This window comes from Kribbella sp. NPDC026596, assembly GCF_040638415.1.
Classification (GTDB): domain Bacteria; phylum Actinomycetota; class Actinomycetes; order Propionibacteriales; family Kribbellaceae; genus Kribbella.
The window spans coordinates 1-23,619 of the sequence record NZ_JBEZYF010000004.1 but is presented as its reverse complement, the minus strand read 5'-3'; the positions used below and the strand labels follow the sequence as shown (position 1 = coordinate 23,619).

General features: G+C 67.9%; 24 protein-coding genes. 12 read left to right on the top strand and 12 right to left on the bottom strand.

Annotated elements, in window-relative coordinates; translation table 11 throughout:
* Nucleotides 1-110: 110 nt before the first annotated feature.
* On the bottom strand, nt 111-590 hold the full coding sequence (locus AB0E63_RS04130; RefSeq protein WP_360361055.1) for a GNAT family N-acetyltransferase: 480 nt from the start codon (nt 588-590) through the stop codon (nt 111-113).
* Nucleotides 591-681: 91 nt separating this feature from the next.
* Between AB0E63_RS04130 and AB0E63_RS04125 the strand changes: the two genes are divergently transcribed.
* Nucleotides 682-2,217: an LCP family protein gene (locus AB0E63_RS04125; protein WP_360361052.1), complete on the top strand. Its 1,536-nt coding sequence runs from the start codon at nt 682-684 to the stop codon at nt 2,215-2,217.
* Nucleotides 2,218-2,245: 28 nt separating this feature from the next.
* On the opposite strand, the gene AB0E63_RS04120 is transcribed toward AB0E63_RS04125, so the two are convergent.
* Together AB0E63_RS04120 and AB0E63_RS04115 are read right to left on the bottom strand one after the other, a co-directional pair.
* Nucleotides 2,246-3,013, bottom strand: coding sequence for a glucose 1-dehydrogenase (locus AB0E63_RS04120; protein ID WP_360361050.1), 768 nt, complete (start codon nt 3,011-3,013; stop codon nt 2,246-2,248).
* A gap of 15 nt (nt 3,014-3,028) precedes the next feature.
* Nucleotides 3,029-3,547 (bottom strand): TetR-like C-terminal domain-containing protein, encoded by a 519-nt coding sequence (locus tag AB0E63_RS04115; RefSeq protein ID WP_360361047.1) that lies wholly within the window; start codon nt 3,545-3,547, stop codon nt 3,029-3,031.
* On the opposite strand from AB0E63_RS04115, the gene AB0E63_RS04110 reads away from it, so the two are divergent.
* From AB0E63_RS04110 to AB0E63_RS04095, 4 genes are all read left to right on the top strand, one after another.
* Complete coding sequence (locus tag AB0E63_RS04110; RefSeq protein WP_360361044.1) at nt 3,527-4,030, top strand: hypothetical protein; 504 nt, start codon at nt 3,527-3,529, stop codon at nt 4,028-4,030. The genes AB0E63_RS04115 and AB0E63_RS04110 overlap by 21 nt on opposite strands.
* Nucleotides 4,031-4,132: 102 nt before the next feature.
* Nucleotides 4,133-5,041 (top strand): UbiA prenyltransferase family protein, encoded by a 909-nt coding sequence (locus AB0E63_RS04105; RefSeq protein WP_360361041.1) that lies wholly within the window; start codon nt 4,133-4,135, stop codon nt 5,039-5,041.
* A gap of 7 nt (nt 5,042-5,048) precedes the next feature.
* Complete coding sequence (gene pip, locus AB0E63_RS04100) at nt 5,049-6,014, top strand: prolyl aminopeptidase (RefSeq protein WP_360361039.1); 966 nt, start codon at nt 5,049-5,051, stop codon at nt 6,012-6,014.
* A 62-nt stretch (nt 6,015-6,076) separates the two neighbouring features.
* Nucleotides 6,077-6,886: a phytanoyl-CoA dioxygenase family protein gene (locus AB0E63_RS04095; protein ID WP_360361038.1), complete on the top strand. Its 810-nt coding sequence runs from the start codon at nt 6,077-6,079 to the stop codon at nt 6,884-6,886.
* On the opposite strand, the gene AB0E63_RS04090 is transcribed toward AB0E63_RS04095, so the two are convergent.
* Nucleotides 6,887-7,471, bottom strand: coding sequence for a YdeI/OmpD-associated family protein (locus AB0E63_RS04090; RefSeq protein WP_360361035.1), 585 nt, complete (start codon nt 7,469-7,471; stop codon nt 6,887-6,889).
* Nucleotides 7,468-8,436 carry a WYL domain-containing protein gene (locus AB0E63_RS04085; RefSeq protein WP_360361033.1) on the bottom strand — a complete coding sequence of 323 codons (969 nt, stop codon included), beginning with the start codon at nt 8,434-8,436 and terminating at the stop codon, nt 7,468-7,470. The genes AB0E63_RS04090 and AB0E63_RS04085 overlap by 4 nt, the downstream gene beginning before the upstream one ends.
* Before the next feature lie 88 nt (nt 8,437-8,524).
* On the opposite strand from AB0E63_RS04085, the gene AB0E63_RS04080 reads away from it, so the two are divergent.
* From AB0E63_RS04080 to AB0E63_RS04070, 3 genes are all read left to right on the top strand, one after another.
* Complete coding sequence (locus AB0E63_RS04080; RefSeq protein ID WP_360361030.1) at nt 8,525-9,493, top strand: ATP-binding cassette domain-containing protein; 969 nt, start codon at nt 8,525-8,527, stop codon at nt 9,491-9,493.
* On the top strand, nt 9,493-10,305 hold the full coding sequence (locus AB0E63_RS04075) for an ABC transporter permease (protein WP_360361027.1): 813 nt from the start codon (nt 9,493-9,495) through the stop codon (nt 10,303-10,305). Before AB0E63_RS04080 ends, AB0E63_RS04075 begins: the two co-directional genes overlap by 1 nt.
* A gap of 93 nt (nt 10,306-10,398) precedes the next feature.
* A complete protein-coding gene (locus tag AB0E63_RS04070; RefSeq protein ID WP_360361024.1) occupies nt 10,399-11,556 on the top strand; it encodes a hypothetical protein in 1,158 nt (385 codons plus the stop codon).
* A 131-nt stretch (nt 11,557-11,687) separates the two neighbouring features.
* Here AB0E63_RS04070 and AB0E63_RS04065 read toward each other — a convergent pair whose 3' ends face one another.
* On the bottom strand, nt 11,688-12,536 hold the full coding sequence (locus tag AB0E63_RS04065) for an NAD(P)H-binding protein (RefSeq protein WP_360361022.1): 849 nt from the start codon (nt 12,534-12,536) through the stop codon (nt 11,688-11,690).
* Nucleotides 12,537-12,626: 90 nt separating this feature from the next.
* On the opposite strand from AB0E63_RS04065, the gene AB0E63_RS04060 reads away from it, so the two are divergent.
* Nucleotides 12,627-13,559 (top strand): AraC family transcriptional regulator, encoded by a 933-nt coding sequence (locus AB0E63_RS04060; RefSeq protein WP_360361019.1) that lies wholly within the window; start codon nt 12,627-12,629, stop codon nt 13,557-13,559.
* A 3-nt stretch (nt 13,560-13,562) separates the two neighbouring features.
* Here AB0E63_RS04060 and AB0E63_RS04055 read toward each other — a convergent pair whose 3' ends face one another.
* Together AB0E63_RS04055 and AB0E63_RS04050 are read right to left on the bottom strand one after the other, a co-directional pair.
* Complete coding sequence (locus tag AB0E63_RS04055) at nt 13,563-14,252, bottom strand: dienelactone hydrolase family protein (protein ID WP_360361016.1); 690 nt, start codon at nt 14,250-14,252, stop codon at nt 13,563-13,565.
* A gap of 19 nt (nt 14,253-14,271) precedes the next feature.
* Nucleotides 14,272-15,132 (bottom strand): phosphotransferase, encoded by an 861-nt coding sequence (locus tag AB0E63_RS04050; protein ID WP_360361014.1) that lies wholly within the window; start codon nt 15,130-15,132, stop codon nt 14,272-14,274.
* 167 nt (nt 15,133-15,299) lie between these two features.
* Here AB0E63_RS04050 and helR point away from each other — a divergent pair, with 167 nt between their 5' ends.
* Entirely contained in the window at nt 15,300-17,471 is a 2,172-nt protein-coding gene (gene helR / locus AB0E63_RS04045) for an RNA polymerase recycling motor ATPase HelR (protein ID WP_360361011.1), read from the top strand.
* A gap of 7 nt (nt 17,472-17,478) precedes the next feature.
* Here the strand turns inward: helR and AB0E63_RS04040 are convergent, their stop codons facing one another.
* Both AB0E63_RS04040 and AB0E63_RS04035 read right to left on the bottom strand, forming a co-directional pair.
* Nucleotides 17,479-18,600 (bottom strand): hypothetical protein, encoded by a 1,122-nt coding sequence (locus tag AB0E63_RS04040; protein WP_360361008.1) that lies wholly within the window; start codon nt 18,598-18,600, stop codon nt 17,479-17,481.
* Nucleotides 18,601-19,076: 476 nt separating this feature from the next.
* A complete protein-coding gene (locus AB0E63_RS04035; protein ID WP_360361005.1) occupies nt 19,077-20,300 on the bottom strand; it encodes an MFS transporter in 1,224 nt (407 codons plus the stop codon).
* Nucleotides 20,301-20,418: 118 nt separating this feature from the next.
* On the opposite strand from AB0E63_RS04035, the gene AB0E63_RS04030 reads away from it, so the two are divergent.
* A complete protein-coding gene (locus AB0E63_RS04030; RefSeq protein ID WP_360361002.1) occupies nt 20,419-21,321 on the top strand; it encodes a LysR family transcriptional regulator in 903 nt (300 codons plus the stop codon).
* Here the strand turns inward: AB0E63_RS04030 and AB0E63_RS04025 are convergent.
* The gene (locus AB0E63_RS04025; protein WP_360361000.1) at nt 21,318-22,151 is read right to left on the bottom strand and encodes an SRPBCC domain-containing protein; all 834 of its coding nucleotides are present in this window, start codon (nt 22,149-22,151) and stop codon (nt 21,318-21,320) included. The two genes, AB0E63_RS04030 and AB0E63_RS04025, sit on opposite strands and share 4 nt — an antisense overlap.
* The gene (locus AB0E63_RS04020; protein ID WP_360360997.1) at nt 22,144-22,707 is read right to left on the bottom strand and encodes a helix-turn-helix domain-containing protein; all 564 of its coding nucleotides are present in this window, start codon (nt 22,705-22,707) and stop codon (nt 22,144-22,146) included. The genes AB0E63_RS04025 and AB0E63_RS04020 overlap by 8 nt, the downstream gene beginning before the upstream one ends.
* 194 nt (nt 22,708-22,901) lie before the next feature.
* Here AB0E63_RS04020 and AB0E63_RS04015 point away from each other — a divergent pair.
* A partial coding sequence (locus tag AB0E63_RS04015; protein ID WP_360360994.1) for an ATP-binding cassette domain-containing protein occupies nt 22,902-23,619 on the top strand: 718 nt, incomplete at its 3' end.

The window sequence follows — 23,619 nt, the reverse complement described above, 5'->3', positions numbered from 1 at the left end:
CCTCAGTGCCCACAAACCCTTCTCCGCCCACGCGTGGAGACCAGGTTTCCACCTGCTGGTTTTGATACATACGTGTTAGTTTGAGGACGAAGGAGCGACGCCCTGGTGGGTCAGCTTCGGCGGAAGCGCAGCGTCGGGTAGCGCGACTCGGAGAAGCCGAGCGCACGGTAGAGGTCGATGCCGTCGTCGGTCGCATGCAGCTCGACCACGCCGACGGCGGTCTCATCCCGAAACCAGTCCATCAGCGCGACCATGCACGCGCGAGCCAGACCGCGGCGCCTGAAGTCCGGCTCGGTGCTGACGTTGTACACGTGGCCGCGGACCGTGGTCAGGTCGTTCGGACCCGGCGGGTGGACGTACACGTTGCCCGCCGCGCCCGCGACCACACCGGCCGCCGGGTCGTCCACGACGTACGCCGCGAACGTGTCCGGTGACGCGAGTTGCCCGGCGAACCACTCGACGGCGGCCGAACGCCACGGAGCATCCGGTCCGCCGACGTCGGCGCCCATCGCGGCGACCATCAGACCTCGAAGGTTGACCAGCGCTTCCGCATCGTCCGGCTTGGCCCGGCGTACCTGAATGTCGGTCACAGCCGAAATCATGCCAACTTTTTGCCGCGTCAGTGAATCGAAGGAACTGGACACGCACCGGGGACGTGTCCACTTCTTCTGTCGTCGATCGATGAGGGAGCGCATGTCCCCGAGCAGCAGAGCCCGTCGTGCCGCGCCCGGTCGAGCCCGTCGGGCCAGGCCTCGGCGGGGGACCTCCGTCGGCGCGCTGGCGCTCGCGGTCCTCTGTGCACTCCTGCCGGGTACGGCGTACCTGATCGCCCGCCGGACCTGGCTCGGGACCCTGGTGACGACGTGCAGCATCGCCTTGTACGGCGCAGCGGCGTACGTCGGTCTGCGACGCCGGGACGACGTGATCCTCTGGGCCCTCGATCCCGGATTGCTGCTGTGGATGGTCGTCGGACTCGGCGTGGTCGCGCTCGTGTGGGTCGTCGTACTCGTCACGTCGTACAAGATGTTGCGGCCGCTCACCGCCGGACCGGGCTCGCGGATGTTCGGTTCGCTGGTGATCGGGGTGGTGTGCTTCGCGATGGCCGCCAGTACGGCGACTGGTGCGCAGACGCTGATGGCACAGCGGAGCCTGGTCCAGAACGTGTTCTCCGGGAAGAAGGCGAAGAGCCAGACGCGGCCCACGATCAACCCGAAGAAGGACGTCTGGCAACAGTTGCCGCGCCTGAACGTGCTGCTGCTCGGCGCGGACGACGGCGAGGACCGCCAAGGCACCCGGACCGACTCGGTGATGGTCGCGAGCATCGACACGAAGACCGGCGACACCGCGCTGATCTCGCTGACCCGGAACTGGATGCGGATGCCGTTCCCGGAGGACTCGCCGCTGCACAAGATCTACCCGACCGGATTCTGGGATCCGAACGGTCCGGTCGAACAGCCGAACTTCTACCTCGATGCGATGTACCGGATGATCCCGGCGCAACATCACGGCATCCTCGGGCCGTCGGACAACGAGGGCGCCGACGTACTGAAGCTGTCGGTCGGCGAGGCGCTTGGGCTGAAGCTGCACTACTACGTGCAGATCAACCTGGCCGGGTTCGCGCAACTGGTGGAAGCCCTCGGCGGGATCACGGTGAACATCAACTACCCCGTCCCGGTCGGCGGCAACGACGACAAGAAGATCCCGGCGAGCCGGTACCTCCAGCCCGGTCCGAACCGGGAACTGAACGGCACCGACGCCCTGTGGTTCGCCCGCGGACGGTACAACGTGCCGACCGCGGACCTCGCCCGGCAGGCCCGCCAGCGGTGCACGGTCAAGGCGATCGTCGAGCGCGCCACGCCGCAGAACGTCCTCGCGAACTACCAGGCCATCGCCAAGGCCGGCGAGCAGCTGATCAAGACCGACATCCCGCAGAACCTGCTCGGCGACTTCGTCACCCTCGGCCAGCGGGTCAAGACCGCCAAGATCACCAACATCGACCTCGACAAGAAGAAGAACTACCCGAACGGCCGCAACCCCAACTACGCCGGCATGCGCACCCTCGTCCAGCAGGCCCTCAACCCCACCCCCAAACCCCGCCGCACCACGCCCACCACCGCCCCAACCCACCGAACAACAACCAAACCAACCACCACCCCCGCCACCGACCCAGGCGACCTAACCTCAGCCTGCGCCTACAAACCAGGCCCGCCGGGATGAGTCAGCGCTGGGGCTGTGCGCGCGCTGCCTAGGCGTAGCGGACGCCGAGGCCGCCGTCTACGGCCCAGTTGGCGCCGGTGACGAAGGCGGCGGCTTCGGAGGCGAGGAAGCAGACGACCTCGGCGACGTTCTCCGGGGTGCCGATCCGGCCGAGCGGGTGGACGCCGAGGGCCTTCTCGCGTTCGCCAGGGATGGTGTCGAAGAACTCTTCGAGCAGGTCGGTGCCGATGTAACCGGGGCTGACCGCGTTGACGCGGACGTTGTGCGGCGCCACGTCGAGGGCCAGCGACCGGGTCATCCCGACCAGGCCGGACTTGGCCGCGGCGTACGGGAACATCCCGGCGGTGGTCAGGCTGGAGTGGATCGACGCGATGTTGACGATCGCGCCGTGCCGGTTCTCGATCATGGGCGGCAGCACCTGGCGCGCCATCAGCCAGGCGCCCTTCAGGTCGACGTTGAACACGCTGTCCCACTCGGCCACGGACATCTTGGTCGCATCGGCGTACGCGTTCTTGCCGGCGTTGTTGACCAGCACGGTGACCGGCTTGCCGAGGTCGTCGGTCAGCTTCGCCACCGCCTGCCGGACCGACACCTCGTCGGTGATGTCGCCGACCGCGGCCGCCACCTTGCCCCCGGACTCGGCGATCTCCGCGGTCGTCGCGGTCAACTGATCCGCGAGTACGTCGACCAGCGCGACCGCCGCCCCCTCCGCGGCGGCCTTCACCGCAACCGCTCGCCCGATCCCCCGCGCGGCCCCGGTCACCAGTACGACCTCATTCACCAGACGTCCAGTCAAAACAGTCTCCTCAACTCAGGTGTGAGACGACCCTAGTCCCGCTCGCGCCCCTGCGGCGGCCGCTCTCGCGTAGCGGTCAGCGGTTGCACGAGGCATCGGTCGCCGAAGCAGGACGAGCTGGTGATAGAGCGGGGCGGTGGCGGTCATCACCACCTGGTGGGCGTCGGTTCCCGGTGGTACCTCGCCGCGATCGAGGGCTCGGCGTACGACGACTTCGCTGCGGGTGTAGCGGTCGGACCAGAACTGGGTGAGGGCCTCGGCGGCTTCCGGCGTACGGAAGGAGGCGGCGATGACGGCCTGGGTGATCGATGGGCTCGCAGTCAGGGCGGCGTGGACCTCGCGGTTGAGCTTGATCAGGTCACCCTCGAGTTCGCCGGTGTTCGCTGGTTCCCAGGTGTCGTCGATTCCGGCGTGGAGCAGGTCGACGAGCAGACCGGCGACAGTCTTCCAGCGGCGGTAGACGGTGGTGCGGTGGACGCCGGAGCGGGCGGCGTTACGGTCGCCGGCGGCGCGGTGTGGACAACCCTCGTTCACACCGGCCTGGTCGCGAAGGTGTCCAGCGCCGTCGACCAGCAGTTTGATGTGGATGCGCCTGGGTCTCGGCCGAGTGTGATCGTGCCGGGGCCGGATGACGCTGTCTGGTTCACCCGCAACGGCGACGATCACCTCGGGCGGATCGGGTACGACGGAACCGTGTCGGCGATCGCGATCACCGGGGCGCCGTACGGGCTGTGCGTGGGACCGGACGGGGCCGGCCGGATCACGTCGGACGGGAAGATCGAGGAGTTCCCACTGCCGAGCGGATCCAAGCCGCACGCCGTGGTCGCGACCGAGGACGGCGTCCGCTGGATCACGCTGTGGGGCGTATCCGCCCTCACGCACTTGGATGCCCACGGCAACATCGTCACCCAGTACGACCTGGGCGAAGGCGCCGAGCCCCACGGCCTGGCCGTCGCCACAGACGGCTCAGTCTGGGTCGCCCTGGAGAAGGGTTCAGTCGCCCACGTGGCCGTCTGACCCGAGCACCATCGTGGGGAAGACCACAGTCAGTCGGGAGAGTGAGGGGGTTCACTCGCGGGAGGGAGGACTGGGCGAGCTCCACGGGAGGACAGTGGTGGTGTGACCACGGTGGTGGGGCTGAGGGCTGCGGGACCGCGGGTTCGGGATGTGCTGGCGGTGGGGCGGCCGGCGTTCTGGGTTGTTTCGATCGTGCCGTACTACACGGGCATCCTGCTCGCCACGCGTGAGCTGATCCCGCCTCTGGACGAGTGGCCGCGGCTGATCGTCGGCGCGGTGGTGATGGGTCCGCTCGTGTGGCTGGCCGTGCTCGCGGTCAACGACGCGTACGACCTGCCGAGCGACCGCCTCAACCCCCGCAAGGCGAAGTCGCCGCTCCTCGACGGCCGCATCACCCTGCGCGCCGCGAAACGCCTGGCCTTCGCGGCAGCGGTCGCGGCCGTCGGGCTGAGCCTGCACGTCGGCATCGTGTTCGCCCTCGGCGTGCTCCTCGCCGTCCTGCTCGGATACGCGTACAGCGTCCCGCCCGTACGACTGAAGACCCGCGCCGGCTTCGATGTCGCGGTGAACGCCCTAGCCCTCGGCGCGTTCGGACCGCTGGCCGGCTGGGCCGCGATCAACCCGGACCTGAGCGACTTCCCGTGGCTGATGGGCCTGCAAGGCACGCTTGCCGCGGTGGGCCTCTACCTCCCGACCACCCTCGCCGATCTGGAGGCCGACCGCGCCGCCGGGTACGACACGATCGCGGTCCGTTTCGGCGCGCGTACGACGTACCTGATCGGGTACGGCGCCTGGATCGCGGCCGCCGCACTCTCGGTGGTCCTGGCCGCGACGGACACGATCATCCCGAGAAGCATGCTGGCGCTGGAAGTCGTGATGGTCCCGGTGCTGATCGCGGCGTACCGCAAGCTGATCGGACCGACGCAGTCCTTCAAGGGGATCATCGTGCTGGCGTCGCTGTTCCTCTTCCCCTGTGGCACTTTCGCCCTGACCTACACCGGGGTGCTGTAATCCCGGCATGTATCCAGAGACCGAGCCCTACGACCACGGAATGCTCGATGCCGGCGACGGACACCGCGTCTACTGGGAGGTCTGCGGCAACCCCGACGGCAAGCCGGCGGTCGTGATCCACGGCGGCCCGGGTTCCGGCGCCGGTTCGTGGTGGCGACGGTACTTCGATCCCGCCAAGTACAAGGTGGTCCTGATGGACCAGCGGAACTGCGGCCGCAGTACGCCGGACGCCGCCGAGCCGGACGTGGACCTCAGCACCAACACCACCGCCCACCTGATCGCGGACCTCGAGCAACTCCGGCGCCGGCTCGGGATCGAGAAGTGGCTGCTGCTCGGTGGGTCCTGGGGTGCGACGCTGGGTCTCGCGTACGCCGAGCAGCACCCGGACGCGATCTCGGAGATCGTCCTGTTCAGCGTCACGAATACGACCCGGCGTGAGGTCGAGTGGATCACCCGGGACATGGGCCGGATCTTCCCCGAGGAATGGGTGCGCTTCCGCGACGGCGTACCGGAGGACCAGCGAGACGGGAACCTCGCGCTCGCATACAGCCGACTGCTGCACGATCCGGATCCCGCGATCCGGGACACGGCAGCGCGGGACTGGTGCGACTGGGAGGACACGCACGTACGCACGCATCCGAACTGGCGGCCCGACTCCCGGTACGACGATCCCGTCTTCCGGTTGCGGATGGCGCGGCTCGTCACCCACTACTGGGGTCACGCAGCATGGCTGGACGAGGATGTGCTGGTCCGTGAAGCGGGCAAGCTGACCGGGATTCCCGGCGTGCTGATTCACGGCCGACTCGACATCAGTAGCCCGCCGGACACCGCCTGGCGGATGGCTCAGGCGTGGCCGGACGCGGAGCTCCACCTCGTCGAGCAGGAGGGTCACGGCGCCAGTGGGCAGAGCACCCGAGATCTGGTCCTCACCGCTTTGGAGCGATTCGCCGACCGGGCTGAATCAGTTAACTAATAGGGCAAAGATTTGATCACTGATCTTTACATCGATAAAGCACACCGGAACGCTTAGGTCCCATGACTCTGACCCGCCCAGAGCTCGAGACCGACTACACCCTCAGCCGGTCCGACATCGCGCACTTCGCCGAGCACGGCTTCGTCAAGCTGAAGAACGTGCTCAGTCCCGACACGATCGCGGCGTACGAGCCGGAGATCACCGGCAAGGTGATCGAGCTGAACACGCAGCACCTGCCGCTGGAGGAGCGCGACACCTACGGGAAGGCGTTCCTGCAGGTGATGAACCTGTGGCAGGACAGCGAGCGGGTGCTGGAGTTCGTGTCGTCACCGCGGCTGGCGCGGATCGCGGCGCAACTGTTGGGCGTCCCGTCGGTCCGGCTGTACCACGACCAGGCGCTGTACAAAGAGTCCGGTGGCGGCGTCACGCCGTGGCACGCGGACCAGTACTACTGGCCGTTCGCGACGGACCGGTGTGTGACGGTCTGGGTGCCGTTGCAGGAGACGCCGATGGAGATGGGTCCGCTCTCGTTCGCCGCGGGTAGCCACGTCTTCGAGCACGGACGGGACCTGCCGATCAGCGACGAGTCCGAGCGGGTCCTGCAGGAGGCGCTGGCCGAGCAGGAGTTCCCGGAGGTGTCCGAGCCGTACGAACTGGGCGAGGTGAGCTACCACCTCGGCTGGACCTTCCACCACGCTCCGGCGAACCAGACCGACGTACCGCGCCGGGTGATGACGGTCATCTACGTCGACGCCGCGATGGAGATCGCCCCGCCGGCCAACCGCTTCCAGGAGGCCGACCTCGCCGCCTGGATGCCCGGCAACCAGCCCGGCGAAACCGTCTCCTCACCCTTCAACCCGTTGCTGTACTGATCAGAGCGTGCGCTTCTGCGGGTAGATCGTCTCGCCGCGAGCCAACTGCTCGACGAACTGTGCGATCCGTTTGGCTCTGGTCTCCGGCCGCTTCACGCTGGTCACCCGGTGTATCACCGCAAATCGGTTGGCGCTGGTGAGGATCTCGAACATGGCCTGCGCCCGCGGTTCGGCGGCGAGCGCCTCGGCCAGGTCTGCCGGGACCTCACGACTGGCCGAGCCGCCGTACGCCTTGTCCCAGCGTCCGTCCGCCTTGGCCCGCTCGACCTCGGAGTGACCGGCCGCGAGCATCCGGCCTTCGCGTGCCAGTCGCGCGACGATCTCGACGTTCCGCTGCGACCACATGCTGCGCGAGCGTCGCGGCGTGTAGCGCTGGATGAACGTCTGCTCGTCCCGGCTCCGGCGCTGACCGTCGATCCACCCGTGGCACAGCGCCTCCTCGAGCGCCTGGTCGTAGGTGAGGCTCGTCGGCGTGGTCACGTCCTTCTTCGCGAGGACCAACCAGATCCCGTCGGGCTCCTGATGGTGCTCGCCGAGCCAGGCGCGCCAAGCGATCACGTCGGCGACGATCAGTTCGGCGATCATGACGCGGCCACGTGGTAGCGGGCGGCGAGGTGGGCGGCGGCGGTCTTCAGTTCCTGCGGCCCGACGAACTCCAGGTCGCACTCGAACATCCCGAAGGTCGCGGCCAGCCCGGTCCACGACCAGGCGGTCAGGATCAGGCGGCAACTCGTCGGGGTGATCTCCTCGACGATCGCGCCGCGACCGGCCCACTGGACGATGTCGGACGCCTTCGCCTGCAGGATCGCTTCGCCCCGGCAGGTCAACTGGTCCCCGGTCTTGAACCGGCTGGAGATGTACGTCGCCACGTCGGGCGCCGGCAACTCCCGCGGGGTGAAGCGCGGACCGGTCGGCGTCTTCGGATTCATCCGGTCCACCCGGAACGTCCGCCAGTCCTTCCGCTCCAGGTCCCAGGCGACCAGGTACCATCGCCCACCCCAGGTCACCAGGTGATGCGGCTCCACCTTCCGCGGCGGCACCCACTCCTCCTCCGACGCACCCGGTGACTTGTAGTCGAACCGCAGTACCTCTCGGGCCCGGACCGCCATCCCGATCGCGATCAGCTGGTCCGAGTCGACCGTCGTACGGCGGGTGTCGGCGTACCGATCGACGGTCGTCACCTGCAGCGCGTCGACCCGTTGGCGCAGGCGCGCGGGCATCACCTGGCGGACCGTGGCGAGCGCGCGCAACGCGCCCTCCTCGATCCCGGTGACCGTGGTCGTCGCGGTTTGCAGGGCGACCGCGACGGCGATCGCCTGGTCGTCGTCGAACAGCAGCGGAGGCAGGTCCGCCCCCGCATCGAGGCGGTAGCCGCCGTCCGGCCCCTTGCTCGCACGCACGGGATAACCGAGGTCGCGCAACCGGTCGACGTCGCGGCGGACCGTGCGCGGGCTGACCTCGAGGCGTTCGGCCAGCAGCGCGCCGGGCCAGTCGCGGCGGGCCTGGAGCAGGGACAGCAGCGAGAGCAGTCGGGCTGAGGTCTCGGACATGACTTCAGATTGCCACGAGTAACGGTCAAGACCTGTCCTCTTCTGCTGGAAATGTCTGAGGCATCAAGCCAAGACCGAAGGAGACATCGTGATCAGCACCCGAGCGCTCACCCGGGACTTCGTGGTGAGCCGTACCGAGACCGTGCACGCGGTCCGCGGCATCAGCCTCGACGTCGAACCCGGTGAGCTCGTCGCCGTCCTCGGCCCGAACGGTGCCGGCAAGACCACCACCCTGCGGATGCTCACCACCCTGATCACCCCGACGTCGGGAACGGCGACGGTCGCCGGGTACGACGTGACCGCGCAGCCCAGCCAGGTCCGCCGCCGGATCGGGTACGTCGGCCAGGGCAACGGCGCGGGTCACAACCAGCGCGCGGCCGACGAACTGGTCGGCCAGGGGGTCATCTACGGACTCGACCGGCGGGCGGCGAAGCGGCGTACGTCCGAACTCCTGGAGTCGCTGGAGCTGAGGGAACTTGCCCAGCGCAAGGTGTCGGAGTTGTCCGGTGGTCAGCGGCGGCGGCTGGATGTCGCGATGGGGCTCGTGCACGCGCCGTCATTGCTGTTCCTGGACGAGCCGTCGACCGGCCTCGACCCGCAGAACCGGGCGAACCTGTGGGATCACATCCTGCGGATGCGCGAGCAGTACGCGATGACGATCGTGCTCACCACGCACTACCTGGACGAGGCCGACTCGATGGCCGAGCGGGTGGTGGTCGTCGACCACGGTCAGGTGATCGCGGACGACACCGCCGACGCGTTGAAGGCCAAGCTGGCCGGGGATCGGATCGCCCTGACTGTTGCTCCTAGCAACCTCGCACATCTGTCCAGGCTGGCGGAGAAGTTGCCCGGGGCTCGTGAAGTGGTTGCCGTCGGCGACGAGCTCAGTGTCCGGGTCGCGGACGGCCCGGCGGCGCTGCCCGAGCTGATCACGGTCGCTCAGCAGAACGGCGTACCGGTCGCGGCGGCGCAGGTCCACCGGCCGACGCTCGACGACGTGTTCCTCAACCTCACCGGCCGCAGCCTGCGGGAAGACTCGAACGGAAAGGCAGCCTGATGACCACGCTGACTGTTGCAAACCTGCAGGCTCCGGCCGCCGACCAGCCGTCGCGGAACCTTTTGCGGGACATCCGCATCGTGATGACACGCGAACTGAAGCCCGTCCTGCGTGACCCGTTCTCGTTGCTGTTCGGGATGATCCAGCCGCTGATCTTCCTCGCGCTGTTCGGCCCGCTGCTGTCCGGATCGATGGGCGGCTCGTTCGGCGACGGCGTGTGGCAGTGGTTCGTCCCGTCGATCCTGGTGATGACGACGCTCTTCGGTACGTCGACCACCGGCGCCAACCTGCTCTTCGAGTTCCAGACCGGCGCCCACGAACGGATGCTCGTCACCCCGCTGTCGCGGTCGTCCCTGCTGGTCGGGCGCGCACTGAAGGAGATGGTGCCGCTGTTCGGGCAGGCGATCATCGTGATCGCGGTGATGACGCCGTTCGCGTTCGACCTGCACGTCGGTGGTGCGTTGGTCGGGCTGGCACTGCTGGCGGTATTCGGGATCGGGCTGGGCTCGTTCAGCTACGCGCTGGCGATCGCGGTGCGCAAGCAGGACTGGATGTTCTGGGTGGTTCAGCAGACGTTCCTGTTCCCGCTGATGATCCTGTCCGGCATGCTGCTGCCGCTGGAGACCGGCCCGGAGTGGATGCGGATCGCGGCCAAGTTCAACCCGTTGTCGTACGTCGTCGACGCCGAGCGGACGCTGTTCTCCGGTGATGCGCTCTCGAGCGCGGTGCTGTGGGGCTGGATCGCCGCGATCGTGACCGCCGCTCTCGGCCTGACCGTCGGCATCCGGGCGATGCTGCGCTCAGCCGCCTGACCCAATTGGGCCAATGGCTCTTCTGAGCCGCCCAACCTGCATCGGATCACCTACGGTAGCGATCAGATCACCCACCGCCCCCAAGGAGATCTGATGAGGCCCCGCCCCGCCTTTCTGACCATGCTGAGTTCTTTGGCCGTCGCCGCGCTCGCCACCACGAGCGCGGTGGCGGCCGTTCCTCCATCCGCCGACGGAGTCCGGACCGTCGCCGCACCGGCTGCGACCGACACCGACGGCGACTCGCTCCCCGACACCTGGGAGACGAACGGGTACGACGCCAACGGTGACGGCGTCATCGACGTGAACCTGCCCGCGCTGGGCGCCTCGCCGACGAAGAAGGACCTGTTCGTCGAGATGGATTACATGGACGGCCGGCTCGCCAGTACGGCCGCGCTCGACCGGATCGTGCAGGTCTTCGCCACCGCACCGGTCAGCAACCCGGACGGCACCACCGGCGTCAAGATCCACCTGGACGCAGGCTCCGCCCGCGGCACGGCGTACAACCTCGGTGGCGGCAACCAGGTGCCGTACGACGCCGACCTGAACCCGTCGGCGACGCAGACCAAGGCGATCAAGGCCGCCAACTTCGCCACGGTCCGCAAGGCCGTCTTCCACTACATGATCTGGGGAGACAGCTACGACGGCGGCTGCAGCAGCGGCCAGGCCTTCAACATCCCGAACGACACGTTCATCGTCACGATCGGCCCGAAGTGCGGCTGGAACGCGACCGACAACTACAACGTCGGCACGTTCGTGCACGAGCTCGGCCACAACATCGGCCTCAAGCACGGCGGCACCGACAACCTGAACTACAAGCCGAACTACCTGAGCGTGATGAACTACTTCTTCCAGCTCGGCGGCGTGCTCAAGGCCGACGGCAGCACCTACTGGGGCTACTCGAACGTCGCCCCGCCGGCCCTGAACGAGGCCAGCCTGAGGGAGTCGACCGGCCTCGGCAGTACGGCGTCCGCCTTCAGGACCAGCTGGAAGTGCCCGAACGGATCGACCCGGACGACGGCCGGCCCGGCCAGCGGCCCGATCGACTGGAACTGTGACGGCGACTCCGTGGACACCACCGCGGCGGACATCAACGACGACAACGCCACGTCCTCGCTGACCGCGCAGAACAACTGGGCGAGCCTCGTCTTCGGCGGCGGCGCCGTCGGCCAGGGCAGCACCGTCCAGTCCAAGACGCCGGCTTCGGAACTGCAGGAGCTCACCCACGACGAGTGGACCTCCCTGCACCGCTGACGGCGATCCGCCTCCCCGCCTTCAGGTGGGCGGGGAGGCGGATCTCCACCACTCCACAATCGTCCTCGGACGTGACGGCTGAGCGCGCGACGACCCGCGATGCGTCGATTGATGAGTGCTGGGCGTCCGCCCTACTCAGTTGCCCAGATCCCGGTCGTCGCGGTGTCGCGGGCCCAATCCGTGAAGTCGCGGGGCGGGCGGCCGAGGACCTGCTGGACGCCGTCGGAGACGTACTCCGAGCGGTGGTTGCGGATGACCGCGAACAGATCGCGGACGGCCTCGGCGTCCTCGGGGGTGAGGCCTTGCTCGATCAGTTCGGCGACGTGCTTCTCGGGATCAAGGTCGACGTACGTGATCGGTCGGCCGGTCGCGGTCGTGAGCGCATCGGCGACCTCGGTCATGGTGAGTACGCGCGGGCCGGACAGCGCGAGGACCTGGCCGGTGTACGACTCGTCGAGCAGCGCCGCGGTCATCACATCGCCGACGTCGTTGGTGTCGATCCACGCCTCGGCTCCGGTCCCGACCGACAGCCGGATCTCTCCGGCGAGCACGTGGTAGCGCAGGAAGTCCTCGCTGAACCCCTGGGCGAACCACGCCGGCTGGACGATGGTCCAGTCCGCGCCACTCGCCTTGACCGCGTGCTCCAGGTCGAGTTGGCCGTCGTACACGGCGAAGTCGCGTCCGGGGCTGCCGACGCCGCGGCCGGACAGCAGGACCACCCGGCGCAGACCTTCGGCGGCCGCTTGCTGGATGAACCGGCCGGCCTGCGCGAGTCCGGTCGGCCCGACCGGGGGCGCCAGGTACGCCGTGTCCGCGCCGGCAATCGTGGCCGACCAGGTGCTGTCGTCGTACCAGTCGAAGCGCTGCTCGCTGGACCGGGATGCCAGCCGGTACGGGACGCCCCGTGCGTCGAGCTGCGCCGCCACCCGGCGGCCGGTCTTGCCCTTACCACTCAGGATCAGAATCGGTGTTGTTGTCATGGCTCCAGTTCATCGAGGATCGGTGAGACAAACCATGGCTGTTCGACGCAATTCAATGTCTGTGACGCTCAACCGGGTTAAGATCGGAGCATGGACGTGCTCGACGACCTCTTGGCCGGGACCCGCGCCCGTGACGGGGTGTTCAACCTGACGATCATGGATCCCCCGTGGGCGATCGAGATCCGCGACGAGGCACCGCTCGCGCTGGCGACGCTCGTTCGCGGGTCGGGCTGGGTGACCCGCGACGGCATCGAGCCGCTGCGGATGGACCAGGGCGATGTCGCGATCTTCACCGGGCCTGCGCCGTACGTGGTCGGGGACAGTGTCGAGACCGCGCCGCAGTTGCGGATCCACCCGGGCGGCGTGTGCGAACCGTTGCCTGGGGCACCAGTCGACTACTCGGCCCGGCTCGGGGTGCGCACGTACGGCAGTCGTGCGCCCGGAGAAGTGATGGTTGCCAGCGGCACCTATCAGGTGGCCGGTGACGTCAGCCGGCGGCTCGTGACGGCGCTTCCGCCGGTGCTCGTCGTACCGGCGGCGGAAGTCGCAGGCCCGGTGACGGACATGGTGATCGGCGAGATCCAGCGGGATGCGGCGGGGCAGCAGAGTGTGCTGGATCGATGGCTGGACCTTGCTCTGATCACCACGTTGCGGGCGTGGTTCGCGCGGCCGGAGTCGCACGCGCCGGGGTGGTACCAGGCGCAGACCGATCCCGTCGCCGGCACGGCATTACGGTTGCTGCACGAGGATCCGGCCTACCCGTGGAACGTCGCCGAACTGGCGGATCGGGTGGGGGTTTCGCGCGCATCGCTGGCCCGTCGGTTCACCGCGCTGGTGGGCGAGGCGCCGATGAGCTACCTCACCGGGTGGCGGATCACCCTGGCCGCGGATCAACTGCGCGCGACCAGGGACACCGTCGAGACGATCGCCCGGCGAGTTGGGTACGCGAACGCGTTCGCGTTGAGCGTTGCCTTCAAGCGAGTGCGCGGCACCACGCCCACCGCGCATCGCCGCGCCGCCTGACCGCTAGGTGACTGTCGCCCTCATGAACGCGAGCGCCTGCGGCCACGCCAGACGGTATGCGTTGGCGTTGACGTCCTTGTCCTGACGCGACTTGTCGGAGAAACCGTGATCGGCCCCGGGGAAGTACTGCGTGAACGTGGCGCCGGTCGTCCGTGACTGCAGGACGGTCTGCAGCGCTTCGAAGTCGGCATTCGGTACGGCGGTGTCCGCGCTCGGGTAGCTCACCAGCACCGGCGCTGTGATCGCGCCGGCCTCGGCGATCGCGTCGTACGTGTGATGCGGTGGGAGCTTGGACGGCACGGTCGGGTGGAACGCGACGACACTCGCGACTCGCTGGTCCCGGGCGCCGAGCAGGAACGCGAACCGCCCACCCAGGCACCACCCGATCACTCCGGACTTGGCGCACCCGAGCTCGCCGGTCAGGTAGTCGAGCAACTCGGTCTGCTCGGCCAACGCGGTGTCGTCATCCATCTCCCGCAGCAACGCACTGAGCTCCTCGCGCGTCGAGTTGTCCGTACTCCGCCCCTTGAACGGATCCCACACCAGCGCCGTGATTCCCTCCCCCGCCAGCTCATCTGCCCAGACCCGGACCTGCTCCCCGATCCCCGTGATCATCGGCAGCAACAACATCCCGGCCCGGCCCACCCGCGCCAGATAAGCGTCCTGCTCCCCAACCTTCACCGTCACACCCATGAGCGCATCTTAAGGACTCCTAGTGCGGGTCGTCGGCCGGGCGGCAGTAGGAGCTGAACACGGTCAGGTCGCGGTCGAGGCGGGCTATGCGGTCGAAGCCCCAGGTGTCTACGCCTGGGCGGTCGACGCCGTCCAGGATGCGGGCGGCCATGTCTCGGAGACCGCGGGCCAGGAGGGCGTACTCGAGGTGATGGAGTTCCAGGTCGTGAGCGCCGTACTCGGTGAGGAACGACTCGAGGTGGTTGCCTTCGGCGGCGATCCAGACGTCGTACTCGCGTGGTCCGATGACGGCCTGTTCCCAGTCGAGGATGGCCGCGACCTCGCCGTCCTCGTCCAGCATCAGGTTGAGCGCGCCGAAATCGCGATGGCAGACGACCTCACGAACCGGCGTGGCGCTCACCCGCCCGATCACCTCGTCCAGTCGCCGAATCGCCGCGGCCACCTCGTCGCGCCGGTCCACGATCCACGGATGATCCAGCCGTTGAGCCAACTGACGAATCTCGGGCTCGTCCACGGTGACCCGCGGAAGGTCCGGCGGTTCGCTGAGCTCATGCACCTGCCTGAGCGCCTCCGCCGTCACGCGCCAGTCGTCGTGAGTCGCCGTACGGCCATGAATATAAGGGAAAACGGCGTACGGTCGACCGTGGAGAACCGCGTAGAGCTTCCCCGACGTGGTCCGGATCGGCGCGACCGTCGGCCACCCGCGGACCTGCAGGTCTCCCAGAAGTTCGAGTCCGTTGGGCTTGCCCGGCTGCTTCCACATCTTGACGAACCACGCGTCGTCCGCCACCCAGCAGTCGCTCTCATAGCCACCCGCATGCGGTCGCAGTACGGCGACGCTCAGGCCGAAGTCCCGCTCCAACTCCGCGGGTCGGACCACTGGACTCACCCGTCATCAGGCAAAAGAAAGGGCAAGGAGATAGATCTCCCTGCCATGTCTAACGTATAGCGCACCGGGGGACTTGCCGCAAGCCCCGGTTCATAGCTCACAATCGTCGGCTGACAGCAAAACTGGCTGAAACTTGGGGGTTTGTGAACGTGCGAGTTGTGTCGTCAACGTCTGGGGATGTCAGTGCGTTCGACCTTCCCGACAACCTCGCTGCCAAGGCCGACTCGAGGTTGATCGCCGGCGACGAGAAGCATTTCGCGGCCATCGGCGAGAGTCTCGCGCAGACGATCGCCGACCTGTCCGACCGCCTCGACGCCGCACGCAAGGCGCCCGGTGGCAGCGGTCAGGAGGCGCTGGACCGGGACCTGGAGATCCACCGGCTCACCACGCGCCTGCGCGCCCTGCGGCGGTTCGGTTTGGACCTGTGCCTCGGCCACATGGTGACCGAGGACGACTCCGAGCCCGTGTACGTCGGACGCCTCGGCCTCACGGACAGCGAAGGTCGCCGGCTGCTGATCGACTGGCGCTCACCCGCGGCCGAGCCGTTCTTCGGCGCGACCCACGCCAACCCGATGGGTCTGACGAGCCGCCGCCGGTATCGCTGGACCCGCGGCCGGATCAACGACTACTGGGACGAGGTGTTCACCCCCGATGGTCTCGAGGGGCACGCCGCGTCGCTCGATGACCAGTCCGCCTTCATCGCCAGCCTGGGCAGCGACCGATCGCCCCGGATGCGCGACGTACTCGGCACGATCCAGGCCGATCAGGACGCGATCATTCGCGCGAGTTCCCGGGGCGCGCTGGTCGTCGACGGCGGTCCGGGTACGGGGAAGACGGTGGTCGCTCTGCACCGTACGGCGTACCTCCTGTACTCCGACCCACGCCTGGGTCACCGTCGAGGCGGCGTACTGTTCGTCGGTCCGCACCAGCCCTATCTGGCTTACGTTTCCGACGTACTCCCCAGCCTCGGCGAGGAGGGCGTGCAGACCTGCACCCTGCGGGACCTCCTTCCCGAAGGATCCACAGCAGCGGTCGAGTCCGACCCTGAGGTGGCCCGGTTGAAGGCCTCCGCGGACATGGTGGGGGCGATCGAGCCCGCCGTACGGCTCTATGAGGAAGTGCCCACCAAGGGGATGATCGTCCAGACCCACTGGTCCGACATCCGGCTCAGCCCCGCCGACTGGACCGATGCGTTTGGAGCAGCAGACTCGGGTACGCCGCACAACGACGCGCGCGACCTGGTCTGGGACGAGCTGCTCACGATCCTCGTGGACAAGCACGCCGAGGAGTACGAGGACGAGGACATCTCGGAGGAGATGCTGCGCCGATCGCTGCAGCAGAACGACACACTGGTCACCACCTTCAACAAAGCCTGGCCGCTGATCGAACCGACCGACCTCGTCGGAGACCTCTGGACGGTTCCGGCGTACCTGCGCATGTGCGCTCCTTGGCTCACCCCGGAGGAGGTCAAGAAGCTGCAGCGCAAGGACCCTGACGCGTGGACGGTGTCTGACCTGCCGCTCCTGGACGCGGCAAGGCAGCGACTCGGCGACCCGGAGTCGTCCCGACGGAAGCGTCGCCAGAAGGCCGCCGCAGCTGCCGAACGCGAACGCATGGCCGGCGTTATCGACCACATCCTCGAGGCCGATGACGACAACGAAGGCTGGGTGCCGATGCTGCGCGGAAAGGACATCCAGGAAGCCCTGATCGACGAATCCGCGCTGCCCACCGCGGACCCGGACCTGCTCGCCGGCCCGTTCGCGCACATCGTGGTCGACGAGGCTCAGGAACTGACCGACGCCGAGTGGCAGATGCTTCTCCTCCGCTGCCCGTCCCGAAGCTTCACCATCGTCGGCGACCGCGCCCAGGCCCGGCACGGCTTCACCGAGTCGTGGCAGGAACGCCTGGACCGCGTCGGCCTCGACCGCATCAACCTGTCCTCCCTGAGCGTCAACTACCGCACGCCCACCGAGATCATGACCGAGGCCGAGCCCGTCATCCGCGCCGTACTCCCGGATGCCAACGTCCCCACCTCCATCCGCACCAGCGACCTCCCCGTCATCCACGGCTCCGTCGCGGACCTCGACTCGATCCTCAACACCTGGCTGGCTGCCCACGCCGACGGCATCGCCTGCATCATCGGCGACCCTTCCTTCGAGGGCACCACGCGCGTCCGATCGCTCACCCCGGAGCTGTCGAAGGGCCTGGAGTTCGACCTGGTCATCCTCATCAACCCAGACTCATTCGGCAACGGCATCGAAGGAGCCGTCGACCGCTACGTCGCAATGACCCGAGCAACCCAACAACTCGTCATCCTCACCACCTCCTGACGTCCTGTCAGCCTGCCCGCCCGCCGAGGGGCACGAGGGTGAACCGATCGCCCGGCTGACGGTCGATCCGCAGGAGCCCTCGCCCCTCGACGTAGTGAAGTGCCCCCCGTACGTCGTCTTCGGAGGCGTAAGTGCGGGCAGCAAGAGACGCGACACTCTGCTCGATGCCACCCCACAACGCCACCGACACCAGATCCGCGGCGTAGCCAGTGAACTGCTGTGCCGCCTGGTAGGCCTCGAGGGAGGCCACCCCTTCGGCGGAGAGTTCCAGGACCTGCTGCGCCATGGGCGGTCGCTCGACCCCGACGTACCGGACACCATCGAAGGCCAGGTAGCCGAGCGCAACGAACAGCGGCAGCATCTCGCGTCTCGACGCGGGTCCTGCGACGCCGACCTGAGCGGCGATCTCCGCCAGGCTCGGATAGGCGTCCCGCGTTCCTGTCATACGGAGTGGTTGGTCGAGCCACGCCTCCCCGCGGTAGTGGTCGATCCCCCACGTCCGCAGGTCTTCGATCGTCAGGCCTTCACTGGGTTTGACCCATCGCACAAGGTCGGCGATCTCCATCGCCTGGAACCCGAGCACCCAGGACCAGCCAGGATCGGCCGACCGGACGGCCGGTCTCAGCCGCCGCACCCAGCGTGGCGGCTCGGGTGCGCCGGTGACGGGCCAGAAGTCCAACTGCCACAGGTCGGTGGGTTGCAGGCGCTCATCCTCGTCGTCGTCCTCCATTGCCACCCGGGGAGTCACCGGCAGCGGACGATGCGCAACCCGAACGCGATAAAGGTCCGGCTCACCAAGGTGGAGGTCTTCGTCTCCCGAACCGGTCGTGAGCAGCGCCAACTCGACGTCGCCGGCAAGGCTCCGGTACGGAACCTCGACCACATCGGCCCAGTCGTCCACGTCGCCGTTGTCCGGTTCTCCGTCGAGCATCTGCAGCCGCACCACACACGGCCCATCGCCGCCCGACACGTACAGCCATCCCTGCCCCGAGCGGACGACGGTCCCGCACGGATGCGCGTCATTCGCGGACATCTCGTCCTCACCGAATCCCGCCTTCGAGTCCCGCACAACGAGAATCCCGTCCTCCGGCAGGTAATAGTCGTCCTCGAACCACCCCACAACAGTCATCCCCGCACGATAGGACAGCACCGATACCACCGCGGGTTGATCCATGTACGACGGGCGGGCGCGAGTGATCACCACCTTCCGCGTCCCCCACGGTCCCGTGTACGACGGGCAGTCGGTGACGGCACCACCTCCCCCGCCACCACAATCCCCCGTACGGCTAGCAGTCCCACCACCGTGGTCGATGAAGCGGCCCAGCCGCGCGAAGGAAGCGGCGTAGCCGCGTGAACACGGGTGGGTGGGGCGGCCCGCGCAGCACGCGACGACAGGAGCGCGCGCAGCAGGCCGCGAGGGACTACCACCTCCATCGCCCACCACAGTCCCGTACGACGAACAGTCCACGACCGCGGTCGATGAAGCGGCGCAGCCGCGTGAAAGAAGCGGCGTAGCCGCGTGAAGACGGGTGGGTGGGGCGGCCCGCGCAGCACGCGACGACAGGAGCGTGCGTAGCGGGCCGCGAGGGGGCTACCCGCGGGGGACTACTTGTGGGCGGCGAGCATGCGGAGGACTGCGGCGTTGACCAGCAGGAGGATCAGAGCGGAGAAGACGAGCAGGGCGACGTCCGCGGGGAGCAGTGCGATGCCGAGACCGATCAACAGGACGGGGATCGCGAGGCCGGCGTACGCGATCAGGAAGAGCGCGGCCAGCACCTCACCGCGGGAGGACGGGTCAGCCAGCGAGGCGGCAGTGGCTACGGCGCCGCGGAAGACCAGGCCAACACCGACGCCGGCGACCACACCGCCAACGACGAAGATCCCCAGGCTCGGAAGTAGTCCGCCGAGAGCAACCCCGACCAGCCCCACCGACATCGCGACCAGACCAAGACGGAGCTGGTGCCGGCGGGTAAGCCGGACGAAGACGACCTGACTGCCGGCGCCCGCGATGAAGACGGCGAACGTCACCACACCAGCAAGCACCCGCGAGGTGTGGTGCAGCGTCCCGGCCAAGAACGTCGGTGCCAGCGAGGTGAACAGCCCAAAGATCGCAAACGCCGCGAACGCACCAATCGCCGACGCGAAGAACAGCGGCTTCGCCGACGACGGCAACGCGACCCGCTGCGGCCGATACGCGGGCCGCTCCTCCCACCGCTCCACCGTCTCCGGCACCAGCGCGATCCCCAGCGCACTGAGTAGCAGCAACACCAGGAAGATCTCGTACGGGCGCTCCAGTGGCGACCCGACGTACTGCGCAAGCAGACCACCCACCAGCGGACCGAACGCGAGCCCGCCGAGGTTCACAGTGCTCGAGGTCAGCGCGGACCGGCTCGGATCCTCACTGGGACGCGCGATCTGCCGCAGCTCGGACAGGTGCGCCGTCGCGGTCGCGGTCAACACACCGATCCCGATCCCACAGATGAAGCGCGCGATCAACAGACCGGGCACGTCCTGCCAGAGCAGGAACACGACCGCCGACAACGCCTCCGCGAGTACGGCGACCAGCGCGACTCGCTTTCGGCCGAGCCAGTCGCTGACGTGGCCGGCGAGGTACAGCGAGGCCATCACGCCGACCGCGTAGCTCGCGAAGATGACGGTGATCACGTACGTCGGGAACCCGTCGCGATGCTGGTAGATCGCATAGAGCGGCGTCGGCACCGTGGAGAACGCCATCGTGGTCAGGAAGGCCGCGGCGATCACCCAGAAGCCCGGGCCATGGGCGAACCGGATGCGCGAGGCCGACGCGTGCTGGGCAGTCAAGCTGGACATACATCCAGAGTGGCTCACATCATCTATCGAGAGAAACGAAAGTTCTTGCAAGCTCTTATCGAGAGCATCGATAATTCAGCAGGAGCGGTACGCCGAAACGCACCGGGGAAGAGAGGACATGGACAGCCGACAGCTCGAGTACTTCGTCGCGGTCGCCGAGGAGCTGAGCTTCACCCGGGCGGCGCGGCGGCTGTTCACGGTCCAGTCCAGCGTGTCGGCCGCCATTCACGCGCTGGAGAAGGACTTGAAGACGACGCTGTTCGACCGGTCGACCCGGCGGGTGGCGCTGTCCGCGGCCGGTCAAGCTTTGTTGCCGGAGGCAAAGGCTGCGTTGGAGGCCCTGGACCGGGCGCGGGCCGCGGTCGAGGAGGCGTCTGCCGGACTGCGCGGCAACATCCGGATCGGCACGCTGGCACGGCTGAACCTGGTCAATCTGGCTGAGCTGCTCGGGGCGTTCCACCGGACGTACCCGCTGGTCGACGTACAGGTGGCCACCTCGCCGACCGGTTCGAGCGGGCTGTCGGACGACATCCGGCACGGCCGGATGGATGTGGCGCTCGTTGGCCAGGCCAGATCGGAACTGCCCGGACTCGAGGTCCGCGAACTCGCCACGGTGCCCTTCGTCGTACTGCTGCCGTCGTCGCATCCACTCGCCGACGAGCCGGCGGTCCGGCTCGAAGAGCTCATCGGCGAACGGTTCGTCGACATGCCGCGCGGATTCGGCAACCGCAGCACGGTCGACCGGGCCTTCGAGAACGCCGGCATCCCACGGCGAGTCCAGGTCGAGGTGCCGGAACTCACGACGATCCCCGAATACGTTCGCGTCGGCCTCGGTGTTGCCGTCGTACCTGAGCTGGAGCCGGCCAACGCACCAGGCGTCGTCGAGAAGCCCATCGCCGGCACCGACCTGACCTGGACGTTGTCCGTGGTCACGACGGGCAGCAGGAGACCGAGCAGAGCGGTGACCGCCCTGCTCGATCTCCTCACCGACTCGGTCCGGTCAGCTGGACCGTACTTCTAGGCAACCCAGATCGACTGCCAGTCCTTCTGCTCGTTGAAGCGACGCAGCGACGCAACACCGCTGAGCCAACCGAGCCAGGCGCCGTACGGCGGGTTGCCCTCGTCGAACCCGCTCATCACGAAGGTCAGTCGCGTCTTCCCACCGGAGTCGGCCAGCTCCCAGGTACTGATGCCGGCCGGACCCCAGTCCATCGACATCTTCCGGCCCTCGACCAGGTCGACGATCTCCACGCCAGGCCCGGCGTCGAAGCCGCCCATCGCGAACCGGCCACCCTTGCGCAGATCGATGTCGACCGGGTAGCCGAACCACGCTGACGCCTTCGCCGGCTCGGTCAGCGCCGAGTACACCTGGGCGATCGGCGCGTCGATCAGCGCCTCACCCTCGAAGGTCGACGACGTGAAGTCCGGGCGCGTGGTGAGCTCGCGGCCCTCCAGGTGGTCGACGAGGTTGGCCAGCGCCAGCGACCAGAAGGTCTGCAGTACGCCGCGGATGTTCGCCCCGCTGATCGCGTCGGCGAAGTCGAAGTGGCTCTGCTCGAGCTTGACGACCGTGGAGTCGTCGCCCTCGGGGGTCAAGGTGATCTCGGTGGTGGTTTCCTCGCCGCCGAGGAACCAGGCCAGCTTCAGCGTCTGGCCGTCGTACGCGAGCACTCGCTGGTGCGGCGCGTCGCCCTCGGGGATGTAGCGGCCCCAGAACTCGAAGGTACCGGGCAGGTCGACGGTCGAGTGCTCGCCGAGCCAGAGGTTCAGGGCCTTGGGGTCGGTCAGCGCCTGCCGGACCTCGTCGATGCCGGCCTTGGCGCGGACTTGCAGGATGAGCGGTTCAGTCATGATCTTGGTCTCCCTTGGGGTAGCAGGCCACGGCCAGCTTGAAGGCGTCGCCCTCGGCGCCGCCGTAGCGCGAGAAGAGGTCTTGCAGCGTGCTCTGCAGGTCCTGGAAGAACTCCCGCCGCCGTTCGGGCGGGACCCGGATCTCACCGGACACCCCGACGGACGGCAGCTCCGGAGCTGTCCGGTCCAGCGCGGCGATGTCGGTCTGGACCTCTTCCATCAGGTCCAGCAGGTAGCCGAGGCTCAGCTCGTCCTGAGCCCGGCGCAGGCCGCCGATCCGGCCGACGAGCTTCGGCGACAGCCAGTACGAGCGGGCGGTCGCCTGGTAGATGCCCTCGTGGACGCCACGCACCTTGCGCTCCTCGACGAGCGTGACCAAGCCGGCGTCGACGAGGCGCATGACGTGGTAGTAGACGCGCTGCGGTGTCTGGCCGAGCTGCTCGGCCACCTCACCGCAGGTGTGCGGCTCGGCGAGCCGCCGCAGCACCTCGATCCGCTGCGGCTTGAACAGCGCCTCGGCCTGTTCGAGCTGCTCCAGATGCATCACGTCTCTCATCACACAAAAAAGTTTGTACGTAAAAAATCCGCTTGTCAATGAAGTGGTTTACATCACTCGGGAATGTAAATCCGGCTTCAACCGTTGGAACAAGTGCTTTGGTGATGCATCACCTAGGTAGACACCCAGACCCTGGGGGCCTTTGCTACGGATCGTCCGGCACGTTCCTGCCGGCGAAGGAAAGGAAGCGCGACATGGCAACTGTCTCGTTCAAGGGAGCCACCCGGGTCTACCCGGGCACCGACATCGCCGCGGTGGACAAGCTCGACCTCGACATCTCCGACGGCGAGTTCATGGTTTTGGTCGGGCCGTCGGGTTCCGGCAAGTCGACGGCGCTGCGGATGCTGGCCGGCCTCGAAGAGGTGAACGAGGGCTCCATCTACATCGGCGACCGCGACGTGACCAACGCCCCGCCGAAGGAACGCGACATCGCGATGGTGTTCCAGAACTACGCGCTCTACCCGCATATGTCGGTCGCCGACAACATGGGCTTCGCGCTCAAGATGCAGGGCATCCACAAGGACGAGCGGGCCAAGCGCGTGCTCGAAGCCGCCAAGCTGCTCGGTCTCGAGGAGTACCTCGACCGCAAACCGAAGGCCCTGTCCGGCGGCCAGCGCCAGCGCGTCGCCATGGGCCGCGCGATCGTCCGTAACCCGCAGGTCTTCCTGATGGACGAGCCGCTGTCCAACCTCGACGCCAAGCTCCGGGTCCAGACCCGCACCCAGATCGCCGAACTCCAGCACCGCCTCGGCGTCACCACCGTCTACGTCACCCACGACCAGGTCGAGGCCATGACGATGGGCGACCGCGTCGCCGTCCTCAAGGCGTGCTCGCGGACGCCATGCGGTGGCTCGCGGACTATCACCGGGTGGTCGCGTCGTACCGGCCCGAGGGCGAGATCGTGTGGCGGAC

What these genes read in the sequence shown, in the direction of transcription:
- AB0E63_RS04125 (WP_360361052.1), top strand. Translation starts at nt 682, where the DNA reads ATGAGGGAGCGCATGTCCCCGAGCAGCAGAGCCCGTCGTGCCGCGCCC.
- pip (WP_360361039.1), top strand. Translation starts at nt 5,049, where the DNA reads ATGTATCCAGAGACCGAGCCCTACGACCACGGAATGCTCGATGCCGGC.
- AB0E63_RS04095 (WP_360361038.1), top strand. Translation starts at nt 6,077, where the DNA reads ATGACTCTGACCCGCCCAGAGCTCGAGACCGACTACACCCTCAGCCGG.
- AB0E63_RS04090 (WP_360361035.1), bottom strand. Translation starts at nt 7,471, where the DNA reads ATGATCGCCGAACTGATCGTCGCCGACGTGATCGCTTGGCGCGCCTGG.
- AB0E63_RS04085 (WP_360361033.1), bottom strand. Translation starts at nt 8,436, where the DNA reads ATGTCCGAGACCTCAGCCCGACTGCTCTCGCTGCTGTCCCTGCTCCAG.
- AB0E63_RS04075 (WP_360361027.1), top strand. Translation starts at nt 9,493, where the DNA reads ATGACCACGCTGACTGTTGCAAACCTGCAGGCTCCGGCCGCCGACCAG.
- AB0E63_RS04070 (WP_360361024.1), top strand. Translation starts at nt 10,399, where the DNA reads ATGAGGCCCCGCCCCGCCTTTCTGACCATGCTGAGTTCTTTGGCCGTC.
- AB0E63_RS04065 (WP_360361022.1), bottom strand. Translation starts at nt 12,536, where the DNA reads ATGACAACAACACCGATTCTGATCCTGAGTGGTAAGGGCAAGACCGGC.
- AB0E63_RS04060 (WP_360361019.1), top strand. Translation starts at nt 12,627, where the DNA reads ATGGACGTGCTCGACGACCTCTTGGCCGGGACCCGCGCCCGTGACGGG.
- AB0E63_RS04055 (WP_360361016.1), bottom strand. Translation starts at nt 14,252, where the DNA reads ATGGGTGTGACGGTGAAGGTTGGGGAGCAGGACGCTTATCTGGCGCGG.
- AB0E63_RS04040 (WP_360361008.1), bottom strand. Translation starts at nt 18,600, where the DNA reads ATGACTGTTGTGGGGTGGTTCGAGGACGACTATTACCTGCCGGAGGAC.
- AB0E63_RS04035 (WP_360361005.1), bottom strand. Translation starts at nt 20,300, where the DNA reads ATGTCCAGCTTGACTGCCCAGCACGCGTCGGCCTCGCGCATCCGGTTC.
- AB0E63_RS04030 (WP_360361002.1), top strand. Translation starts at nt 20,419, where the DNA reads ATGGACAGCCGACAGCTCGAGTACTTCGTCGCGGTCGCCGAGGAGCTG.
- AB0E63_RS04025 (WP_360361000.1), bottom strand. Translation starts at nt 22,151, where the DNA reads ATGACTGAACCGCTCATCCTGCAAGTCCGCGCCAAGGCCGGCATCGAC.
- AB0E63_RS04020 (WP_360360997.1), bottom strand. Translation starts at nt 22,707, where the DNA reads ATGAGAGACGTGATGCATCTGGAGCAGCTCGAACAGGCCGAGGCGCTG.